Source organism: Streptomyces sp. NRRL S-495 (assembly GCF_000966955.1).
Lineage (GTDB): Bacteria > Actinomycetota > Actinomycetes > Streptomycetales > Streptomycetaceae > Kitasatospora > Kitasatospora purpeofusca.
This window is the reverse complement of record NZ_JZWY01000728.1, coordinates 1-10,177: the sequence shown is the minus strand read 5'-3', so window position 1 is coordinate 10,177 and position 10,177 is coordinate 1. Positions and strand designations below refer to the sequence as shown.

At 71.5% G+C, this 10,177-nt stretch carries 8 protein-coding genes and 1 pseudogene; 8 read left to right on the top strand and 1 reads right to left on the bottom strand.

The annotated features are described in order from the left end of the window. Positions 1-124 precede the first annotated feature (124 nt). Positions 125-1,369, top strand: a complete 1,245-nt coding sequence (aroA, locus tag VR45_RS32055) for a 3-phosphoshikimate 1-carboxyvinyltransferase (protein WP_045943390.1) — start codon at positions 125-127, stop codon at positions 1,367-1,369. A 114-nt stretch (positions 1,370-1,483) separates the two neighbouring features. On the opposite strand, the gene VR45_RS32050 is transcribed toward aroA, so the two are convergent. Next, positions 1,484-2,329 carry an SDR family oxidoreductase gene (locus VR45_RS32050; protein WP_045943392.1) on the bottom strand — a complete coding sequence of 282 codons (846 nt, stop codon included), beginning with the start codon at positions 2,327-2,329 and terminating at the stop codon, positions 1,484-1,486. A gap of 448 nt (positions 2,330-2,777) precedes the next feature. On the opposite strand from VR45_RS32050, the gene VR45_RS32045 reads away from it, so the two are divergent. The 7 genes and pseudogenes from VR45_RS32045 to VR45_RS32020 all read left to right on the top strand — a co-directional run bounded on the left by VR45_RS32045 (position 2,778) and on the right by VR45_RS32020 (position 9,784). Next, positions 2,778-3,791, top strand: a complete 1,014-nt coding sequence (locus VR45_RS32045; protein WP_078897027.1) for an AfsA-related hotdog domain-containing protein — start codon at positions 2,778-2,780, stop codon at positions 3,789-3,791. Then, positions 3,788-4,429 carry an isoprenylcysteine carboxylmethyltransferase family protein gene (locus tag VR45_RS32040; protein ID WP_045943388.1) on the top strand — a complete coding sequence of 214 codons (642 nt, stop codon included), beginning with the start codon at positions 3,788-3,790 and terminating at the stop codon, positions 4,427-4,429. Before VR45_RS32045 ends, VR45_RS32040 begins: the two co-directional genes overlap by 4 nt. A 3-nt stretch (positions 4,430-4,432) precedes the next feature. Next, a pseudogene (locus VR45_RS50760) lies at positions 4,433-5,362 on the top strand (PEP/pyruvate-binding domain-containing protein); the annotation flags it as partial. A 1,399-nt stretch (positions 5,363-6,761) separates the two neighbouring features. Continuing rightward, a complete protein-coding gene (locus VR45_RS50755; protein ID WP_353612733.1) occupies positions 6,762-7,154 on the top strand; it encodes a PEP-utilizing enzyme in 393 nt (130 codons plus the stop codon). Positions 7,155-7,194: 40 nt separating this feature from the next. Next, positions 7,195-7,599 (top strand): nuclear transport factor 2 family protein, encoded by a 405-nt coding sequence (locus tag VR45_RS32030; RefSeq protein WP_234326367.1) that lies wholly within the window; start codon positions 7,195-7,197, stop codon positions 7,597-7,599. After that, positions 7,596-8,909, top strand: coding sequence for a cytochrome P450 (locus VR45_RS32025; RefSeq protein WP_052709530.1), 1,314 nt, complete (start codon positions 7,596-7,598; stop codon positions 8,907-8,909). The genes VR45_RS32030 and VR45_RS32025 overlap by 4 nt, the downstream gene beginning before the upstream one ends. Beyond that, complete coding sequence (locus tag VR45_RS32020) at positions 8,906-9,784, top strand: UbiA family prenyltransferase (protein WP_159394424.1); 879 nt, start codon at positions 8,906-8,908, stop codon at positions 9,782-9,784. Before VR45_RS32025 ends, VR45_RS32020 begins: the two co-directional genes overlap by 4 nt. Positions 9,785-10,177 lie beyond the last annotated feature (393 nt).

Here is a 10,177-nt window from a genome sequence, read left to right as displayed (position 1 = left end):
CCCCCGGCCGATCACCCCGTCCAGAACCCGGACACCCTCCCCCGCGCCGCACCGCCTCCGGCAGGATGGTAGGAGGACCACGAACCCTGCCCGGCACGCCCGGACCACCCACCCCGGAGGCCCCATGACGACCGTCGAGATCCCCGGCTCCAAGTCCGTCACCGCACGCGCGCTGTTCCTGGCCGCCGCCGCCGAGGGCACCACCACCCTGCTCCGGCCGCTGCGCTCCGACGACACCGAAGGCTTCACCGAGGGGCTGCGGGCACTCGGCTACACGCTCACCGCCGCACCGGACCGGTGGACGATCGAGGGCCGCCCGCAGGGCCCCGCCCACGACGCCGAGGTCTACTGCCGCGACGGCGCCACCACCGCCCGCTTCCTGCCCGTGCTCGCCGCCGCCGGCCGCGGCGACTTCCGCTTCGACGCCTCCGCCCAGATGCGCCGCCGCCCGCTCGGCCCGCTGACCGAGGCGCTGCGCACCCTCGGGGTCGATCTCCGGCACGAGGAGGCCGAGGGCCACCACCCGCTGCGGATCGCCGCCGACGGCGTCCGCGGCGGCGGGATCACCCTCGACGCGGGCCTCTCCTCGCAGTACCTCACCGCGCTGCTGCTGCTCGGCCCGCTCACCGAGCAGGGCCTGCGGATCACCGTCACCGACCTGGTCTCAGCACCGTACGTGGAGATCACCGTCGCCATGATGCGGTCCTTCGGCGCCACCGTGACCCGCACCGGCCGGGTCTTCGAGGTCGCGCCCGGCGGCTACCGGGCCGCGACCTACCCGGTCGAGCCGGACGCCTCGACGGCGAGCTACTTCTTCGCCGCCGCCGCGCTCACCGGCCGCCGGCTGACCGTCCCGGGGCTCGGCAAGGACGCGCTCCAGGGCGATCTGCGGTTCGTCGACGTCCTGGCCCGGATGGGCGCGCGGGTCGAGGTCGGCAGCGACCGGACCACCGTCGAGGGCCCCGCCGGCGGCCGGCTCTCCGGTCTGACCGTCGACATGCGGGACATCTCCGACACCATGCCGACGCTCGCCGCCGTCGCCCCGTTCGCGGACGCGCCGGTACGGATCGAGAATGTCGCCAACACCAGGGTCAAGGAGTGCGACCGCCTGGACGCCTGCGCGGAGAACCTCCGCCGGCTCGGCATCGACGTCGCCACCGGGCACGACTGGATCGAGATCCGCCCGGGCACCCCGCGCGGCACCGCCCTCGCCTCGCACGGCGACCACCGGATGGTGATGTCCTTCTCCGTCACCGGCCTGCGCACGCCCGGCATCACCTTCGACGACCCCGGCTGCGTGCGGAAGACCTTCCCCGAGTTCCACCAGGTGTTCGGCCGGCTGCGCGAGCAGTGGGCGACCACCGACTGACCACCGACTGGCCACCGGCCGACCAGCGACGGACCGGCCGGGCGGCCGCGGCGGCGAGCGGGCCGTGATCAGGTCCAGGTGGGCCTCGGCGGCCCGGCCGCGGCGCCCGGCCGGTCATCGCCCGAAGGCCGGGGCGTGGTCGGCCGCCCAGGTCCGGAACGGCCGCGGTCGCCGGCCGGTCACCTGCTCGAAGGTCGGGTCGACCGCCGCCTTGAGCCCCCGGGCCTGGCGTGCGGCACTCTGCAGCAGCGCCTCCACGACCGGATCCGGGTAGCGCCGTGACCACTGAACGGCAGCTTGATCGGGTGTCAGTTCCTCGATCCGGACCGGGCGTTGGAGAACAGCGGCGAGGTCGGCCGCCTGCTCGGCCGGAGTGACGGCCGCCGGCCCGGTCAGGGGGTGGATCCGCCCGGCGTGGCCGGGCTCGGTCAGAGCCAGCGCCGCGATCCCGGCGATGTCGCGCGGATCCACGCACGCGTTGGCCGAGTGGGGGTTCAGGGTCCGGACGACACCCTCGGCGCGGATGGACGGCGCCCAGGCGAGGGTGTTGGACATGAAGGCACGCGGGCGGAGGAAGGTCCAGTCCAGGCCGGACCCGCGGATCAGTTCCTCGTTGGCCCGCTGCCAGCGGGTGATCAGGTCGTCCGCGTCCTCCTCGCCGACGGCGTAGGCGGACAGTTTCACCACATGGCGCACACCGGCCTCGGTCGCCGCCGCCACGAACCGGAGGTCGTCCGGCCGGGTGGGGTCGTTGGTCACCAGAAACGCCGTCCGGACGCCGTCGAGAGCCCGGATCAGCGCGTCATGGTCCGCATACGCGGCCGTGGCGACCTCGACGCCACGACCCGACAGGGTCACTCGCGCGGGGTCCCTGGCAAGCACCCGCACCGGTCGCGTCGACGCCAGCAGCCGAGCCACCTCGCGGCCCACCGTCCCGGTGACGCCGGTCAGAAGAATCACAGCGGACATTCCCGTCGCTGAAACGAATCCGGCGCCACTTCGGCGGGATCGGGGATTTCCGACGGAGCAACGGCGGACCTGGGGGGACAGTACGGTAACGGCTTTTCCCGAGGGAATGGTTGACGCCGTGTCATCCGTGCGCACTTGGGCACGCCCTTCCTGCCCGTGCGAGCAGACCCCGCCCCCCCGTTCGTACTTCGCGAATTGGGCTTACCGCAGGATATGGGCCACGTGCTCGCCCAGAACTGCTGCACGTTCGGCCCGCGCGAACGCCGGAGTCGCATTTTATCAAGCTAGTTGAATAAAAAACTGGTGGTAGCGTCCACCGCCGAAGCAGACCCGATCACCCGCAGATCGTCATGGGAACTGCCGTGGTGACCACAACAAGCACTGGTCACCACTGCCCCGCGCCGGCAATGCCGCCGGGCCTGCGGACCCCGGCCGCGGCATGCCCGCCCGGCTCGCCGGCCTGCTTCGAAAGCGCCTTGTACACCCACCGCTGACTCCAAGTCCCTGGACGCACTTCGCATCCGGTCGACTCGGCGTGCGAGGAAATCGAGGTATCCAGAACATGACCCATGCGGCACTGACGTCCAGGATCCTGGACGTGGACAGAGGTAGTCTGATCGGCCCTATTCGGGCGCTGCACGACAAAGACGGATGGCTGGCCGACCTGAGGGTCGACCAGAGCGATCCGTTCTTCTTCGACCACCCGCTCGACCATGTTCCCGGCATGCTCCTGGTGTGCGCCATGGCGGACTTGGTGGTGGCCGTCACCGACATACCCGCGGCGGGCCGGGTCGGAGCGGCAATGACATTTCATTCAATGGTCGAACTCGGCCCGGAACTGGAGCTGTGCATAGTCCCGTTCGAGGACGGACGGCGCACCCTTCGGGCGGTCCAGGGGTCGACGCCCGTCGCTGACGGCTGGGTCGAGGTCTCTTCGGCCGACCTGCCCGCCTGGCCGCACCGCCCCGAAGGAAGCGCGCACCCGCCCGCGCAGGCGTCACTGGTGCACCGCGTGCGCCCGGAGAACGTGATGATCGGCGATCCTTCCGTGGCCGACGGCCGGGTCACCGCTGCCGTGGTGTTCCCGCCCGAGGGCCACGCACTGAGCGGTCGACGTCCTGGCGTCCTCCGGACGGAGGCCGTCGTCGAAGCCGGCCGGCAGTTGTCGACCTGGCTGACGCACCGCGTGGGCGGCTGGTCGCTGGACACGCAGATCCTGTTGCGCGGGCTCGCCGTCGACCTGCCGGTCGGGATACCGCGCTCGCTCCCGCTGGCGCTGCGCTGGCAGACGGTGCCCATTTCCGCCGGCCGGACCGAGTACCGGTTCGACCTGATCGCCAGCGGCGATGGCGATGCCGACGAGGGCCCGGTGGTCGGCTCGCTGATCTACACGGGCAAGATCATGCGGCCCGAGGTGTACGCGCGCTTCCGGGCGAATCGGAGCGCGGGATGAACCAACGTGTCGTGGTGCTCTGCCTGCGCGCCCTACTCCCCGTCGTGGCCGGCGCGTTCGTCGTCGCGATCGGACTGCTGCTCCTCGGGGAAGGCCGATCGCCCCACCTCGTAGCCGCGGGCTTCGCCTTCGCCTACCTCCTGTGGATCCTGGCCGAGGCCCGGATCTCCGTGCGGCATCCCTCCCAGGCGGCCGCCGAGAACAGCACCCTCCTGCCGTACGCGCTCAGCCGGGCCGGCACCGCCGTGGCCGCGGTGCTGTGGCCGCTGCCGTGGGACCGGTGGTCGCCGTGGCTGATCGTGCCGATCGCGGTGTCCGCCGGTGCGGTCGCGCTCCGGCTGGTGGCGATCCGCACCCTGGGCCGCTTCTATTCGCACCATGTGGTCCGCTACTCGGACCACTCGATCGTGAGCACCGGCCCGTACCGGTACCTGCGACACCCTGCCTACACCGGGATGCTGCTGGCCAACGCCGGGTTCGTCGCGTTCTTCCTCAATCCGCTGAGCGTGCTGCTGTTCCTCGCGCTGTGCGCGTGCGTCACCTGGCGGATCCTCGTCGAGGAGCAGGTGCTGTGGGCCGTTCCCGGCTACCCCGACTACGCGAGCGGGCGGGCACGCCTCGTTCCGGGAGTGTGGTAGGCCGTGGAACTCGTTCTGAACGGATCCGCCCTGGGCGATCCGGCAACGGTGGGACACAAGTTCGCCCGGCAGTACGTGATGAGCCGGGCCGGACTGCCCGTGCCCGGGTTCTTCTGCGTGAGCGCGGAGGCGTTCCCGGTGTCGGAGCGGACCGCCGCCGCGTTCCCGGGACCCGGGGCGAGCAACGAGGAACTGCTCGGCTGGGCGGCGGCGGCGCGCGAGCGGATCCGCACCGGCGGTGTGCCGCCCGCCCTGGAGCAGCAGGTGCTCTCCGGACTCGACCAACTGGCGGGCGGCGAAGGTCTGCTCGCCGTCCGGGCATGCGTGGCGGCGGCAGCGGACGGCGCCGGCGAGGACGGCGCCGGTGACCCGTTCGCCGGCCTGTCCGACAGCTTCCTGTACGTGGGCCGCGACGCCGTGCTCGCCCGGATCGTGGACTGCTGGGCCTCCGCGTACAACCCCGAGGCCGTGCTCTACCGGGTGCGCCGGGGCGTCGATCCGACGGCGGCCCGGGTCGCGGTCGGCGTGCAGCGCATGGTGCCGGGCGTGCGGTCGTTCGTGGTGTTCACCCGCGACCCGCGCGACGGTTCCGACCGGAGGGTGATCGCCGCCGCGCACGGCATCGGCGAAGGCATCGTGCAGGAGAAGGCGGACATCGACCACTTCTTCGTGGACGGTCCGACCGGCGCAATCGATCTCGACACCGTCTCCAAGTCCGTCATGGTCGGTCTCGATCCGGCCCGGCCCGGCGACGGACCGGTCACGCTACCGGTGCCCGCCGGACTCGCGGAGGCGCCGGTGCTCAACACCGCGGAGGTGCAACGGATCTGCACCCTTGCCGCCGAGGCGGAGGAACTCTTCGGCGGGCCGCAGGACGTCGAGGGCGTCATCACTGCGGACGGCGGGATCCACCTGGTGCAGTCCCGCCCCGTGGTGGCGGCCGGTAATCCGGACGTCGGCGCGCAGGACACCGGTGCGCAGGACATCGGCTCGCGGACGCCGTGGACCAACCACAACCTCACCGAGAGCTTCCCCGGTCTGACGAGCGCCCTGACCTACTCCCAGGCCCGCGTCTTCTACCGGATGGGGTTCACCGACTTCTACCGGCGCTTCGGCGTGCGCGGGCGCACCTTGCGCCAGAACCAGTACCACCTCAGTCGCATGATCGGCTACCTGGACGGCCGGGTGTTCTACCGACTGGACGCGTGGTACGCGCTGCACGGCCAGGTCCCCGGCTTCGTGATGATGCGACCGCTGTGGGAACGCTCGCTCGGGCTCACCGAGCGGACCGGCATCCCCCGTCCGGTGCACCCCAGGCCGTGGGCGACCGTACTGCCCGCCCTCCCGCGGCTGGCCTGGATGTACGCCCGGCAGCCCCGGCAACTGCGCCGCTTCCTGCGCTGGTGGGACGCCCTGGCGGCCGAGTCCGCCTCGCTGGAGCACTGCTCGGCCGACGAACTGATCGCCCGCTACCGGCACATGTGGGCCGAGGCCGAACAGCGCTGGGGCATCACGATGGTGACGACCTACTTCGCCCTGGTCGCCCTCGCCTGCACCAACGCGCTGCTGACCCGCTGGGTCCCCGACGGCGCCAAGCTGCTGCCGCGGCTGCTGGCCGGCGGCAGGCCCAACCGCACCATCGCCTCGGTCCGCTCGGCCGTCGCCCTCGCCGAACTGGTCGGCTCCCGGCCCGAGTTGCGTGACGCCGTGCTGGAGCGGCCGGAGCGCGAGGTCTGGGCCGAGATCGCGGACGGCCGGCACGGCGCCGACATCGCGGCCGCCTTCGGGCAGCACCTGGCAGCCTACGGCGACCGTGCGCTGCACGATCTGAAGCTGGAAGCGCTCACGCCTCGCCAGGAACCGTGGATGGTCCTGCCCACCCTGCGGCCGTTCATCACCCAGGGCCTGACCGTCGAGGCCAATCTGGCCGACGAGAAGCGCACCAGGGCCGAGGCACGGAAGGCACTGCGCGAGGCGTGCCCCAACCCGCTGCGGCGGGCGGTGCTGGGCGCCGCGCTGGCGTCGCTGCGGGTCTCGGTCAAGGCACGCGAGGACACCCGGTTCTGCCGCAGCCAGCTGTACGGCATCTCACGGGATGTGCTGTGGCGGTTGGGCGACCGACTGGTCGCCGCGGGGATGCTCGACAGGACGGCCGATCTGGTGCACCTGCACGTCGAGGAGGTCCTGGGTGCGTTCGACGGCACCCTGACCGAGACCGACCTTCGCGCCGTCGCGCTGCCGACGCAAGGCGGAGCTGGACCGGTCCGCCGACAAGGCCGAGCCGCCCGCGTACTTCACCACCCCTGCCGACCTTCCGACACCCATCGCGCTGATGTCACGTCAGGACACCGAAGCCGCACCGAACATGAACGAGGACGGCGTGCTGCGCGGCCTGGCGTCCAGCAGCGGCCGGGTGCGCGCCCGCGCCAGGATCGTGCGGGACGCCTCGGTCCCACCGCAGTCCTGCACGGATCGCATCCTCGTCGCCAAGGAGACCGATCCCGGCTGGCTGGCGCTGATGATGGCGGCCAAGGGCATCGTCGTCGAGCGCGGCAGCCTCATCTCGCACACGGCGATCAGCGGTCGAATGCTGGGAATCCCGACCGTGGTCGCCGTACCCCGGGCCCTCACCGAGATCCCGGACGGCGCCTGGGTGGAGCTGGACGGCGACACCGGAACGGTGCGCCTGCTCTCCGAGGCCGAACTCGCAACAGCCGCGGAGTAGTCGTGCCCGCGTACAGCCCACACCCGCACCAGGAGATGACATGGCTGAAATGAACGTCCACACGTGGATCGGACTGCTCGAAGAACGGTGGCGGGGCCGCGATCCGCAGGCGATCGCCGCACTGTTCACCGAGGATGCCTCGTACCACCAAGGCCCTTACGGCACGGCCCACATCGGTCAGCAGGCGATCGCCGAACACTGGACGACGACCTTGTCGAACCAGAGGGACCCGATCATCTGGATCGGCACCCCGATCGCGTCCGGCGACCGCGCCTCGGTCGAGTGGTGGTGCATCCTGCACGACCCCGCCACCGGCACGGCCCGGACCGCCGCGGGCAGCCTCGCGCTGCGCTTCGCCGAGGACGGCCGCTGCACGAGCCTCCACGAGTACTGGCACAGCGCTCCGGACACCGCGCGCGAGCCCGCCGAAGGATGGTTCGCGTGACCGCCGAGACCAGGCTCTGCCCCGCCGGAGCCGCAGCCGCCGACACCCCCGCGGCCGACACCCCCGCGCCTGAATCACCCGCACCTGAATCCCCCGCGGCCGAATGCCCGCACTTCCCGCTCGCCGACCGGCCGGGCATCAGCCTGCACCCCCAGTACCTGAACCTCTTCCGCGAAGAGCCGCTCGTCCCGGTGCAGATGGCCGGCGGCCGCAAGGCGCTGCTGGTCACCCGGCACGCCGACGTCAGGACGGTGCTGGCCGATCCGCGGTTCAGCCGGGAGGCCTGGGTCAACGGCACCCTGTTCGCCCGTAGGTCGACCTCGCTCGCCCTGGTCACCAGCGACGCACCCACGCACACCCGACGCCGCAGCGAGGTCCAGTTCCGGTTCACCCACCGCCGAGGGGAACAGGACCGGCCCCGCATCGTCGAGATCGCCGAGGAGTTGCTGGACCGGCTCGAATCCGCCGCCCAACCGGTCGACCTGATCGCCGAGTTCACCACCCCCTTCCCGTACCGGGTGATCTGCGACCTGCTCGGCGTCCCGATCGCCGACCTCGATCGGCTGCTGCCGCAGGTGACCGTCATGATGTCCGCCGGCCGGTTCTCGGCCGACGAGGTCGACGCCGCCCACGAGGCCATGTACGCCTACTTCTTCGAGCAGGTGGCGCGGCGGCGGCAGGCGATCGAGGCCGGCGCACCCGGCGACGACCTGCTGACCTCGCTGTTGACCTCGCCCGAGGAGAGCCGGCTCAGTGACGAGGAGATCGTCGTCTTCGGCTTCGGCCTCATGATGGCGGGAGGCGAGACCACCGCCTCGCACCTCGCGCTGTGCGTGCTGCAGGTGCTGCGCACACCGGGACTGGCCGACTCGCTCCGCCGTGACCCGTCGGCGATCCCCACCGTGGTCGAGGAGTTGCTGCGCTGGGTGTGGTTCGCCGGGACCGGCGGCCAGCCGCATGTGACGCTCGAACCGGTGGAGCTGGCCGGGACGGTCATCGAGGCCGGACAGGTCGTCATCCCGCTCACCGACGCGGCGAACCGGGACGAGGGCGTGTTCGCCGATCCTGACGAGTTCCGCCCCGACCGCACGCCCAATCCCCACCTGGGCTTCGGGCACGGCCGGCACATGTGCCTGGGCGTCGCCCACGCCCGCGTGGAGCTCCAGGAAGGTCTGGCCGCGGTCCTGCGCCGCCTCGACCGCCTCGAACTCGCCGTGGACGAGACGGAACTCGACTGGCGCAGCCGGATGTTCATGCGCGGAGTGTGGACGCTACCGGTGCGGTGGCGTACGTCCGGGAACGCGACGTGATCCGCCGTTGGGCCCGCTACGTGGCCGGCAGCTATCCTCCGCTGCCTTCCGTTCTGTTCGCCTGGGCCTGGGCCTACGGCGTCACCGGGCTGTTCGCCGCCGTCCAGCCGCACAGTCCGCCCTGGCGACCCGGTCTCGGCGCCGCCAACGCCGCGGTGACGCTCACGGTCATGCTGCTGATGATGCGTGCCATGGACGACATCCGGGACCTGGAGTACGACCGCCGGCACAACCCGAACCGGCCGTTGGCGAGCGGCGCGGTGACCGTCCGCGATCTGCTTGTGCTGTGCGTGGTGGGCACGGTGCTGGTACTGGCACTCAACGCGGGCAACCCGGTCGCCCTGGCCATGGTCGCCGGGCAGCTCGCCTACTGCGCGCTCGTGCTCACTGTCGACCAACGGTGGCACTGGCCCTCCGGGGACAAGCTCCTGCTCAGCCTGGCGGTCAGCTACCCGGCGCCGCTGCTGCTGCACCTCTACCTCTACGCCCGCTACCTGAACACCACCTCGCTCGACCCGGGCCGGCACGGGGTGCTCGCTGTCGGAATCGTCGTGCTCGCCTCGGTCCACCTGGAGCTGGCGAAGAAGATCACTCGGCGCCGTCGGCCCGGTGAGCGCAGCTATGTCGATGTCTTCGGCCTCTCCGGCACGATCGGCATCGCCCTGGTCGCGCCGGTCCTCTCCGCCGCACTCCTGATCACCGGGGCCCGGACGACACCCGCGCTGGTACCACTGGCGGTCCTTCCCCTCGTCCTGCCCGCCCTGGCCGGCTGGCAGTTCTGGCGGAAGCGCACTCCCCGCTGGTCACCCGTCGCCCCGGGGCTGTACCTGTTGCTGACCTACACCGGGTACTTCGTGCTCAGCCTGAGTTACTAGGATCCCGCGTCCTCATCACCCGGTGACCGCATCACCCGGTGACCGCGCCCGCGCCCGGCCGGGCGTCATCCTTGTGGCCACGGCTCAGCCGTGCGGGTGTCGATGGCGGCCGGTTCTGCCGGAGGTCGTAACTTTCCGGACCGCCGTTCTTTGGACCGGACAGCAGTGATTGCTACCGGTTCAGGGCGTGTGCACCACCTTCAGCCGGCGCCTGTTCGACCGCCAACGGGTCGACCAGTGCTTTCAATTCATCTTGAGAGGAATGCGGAAATGTTCAAGAACTCCCTCGCCGCCGCCGGCCTGGCCGCCGCTGCCATCGCGATGTCCGCCGGGTCGGCCTTCGCCATCGCCGACGCGGACGGCGCCGCCGTCTCGACCCAGGGCAACGGCGGT

Bases quoted from the DNA above. Each gene is read 5' to 3' on its own strand.
- aroA (WP_045943390.1), top strand. From the start codon at position 125: ATGACGACCGTCGAGATCCCCGGCTCCAAGTCCGTCACCGCACGCGCG.
- VR45_RS32045 (WP_078897027.1), top strand. From the start codon at position 2,778: ATGCCCGCCCGGCTCGCCGGCCTGCTTCGAAAGCGCCTTGTACACCCA.
- VR45_RS50755 (WP_353612733.1), top strand. From the start codon at position 6,762: ATGTCACGTCAGGACACCGAAGCCGCACCGAACATGAACGAGGACGGC.
- VR45_RS32030 (WP_234326367.1), top strand. From the start codon at position 7,195: ATGGCTGAAATGAACGTCCACACGTGGATCGGACTGCTCGAAGAACGG.
- VR45_RS32040 (WP_045943388.1), top strand. From the start codon at position 3,788: ATGAACCAACGTGTCGTGGTGCTCTGCCTGCGCGCCCTACTCCCCGTC.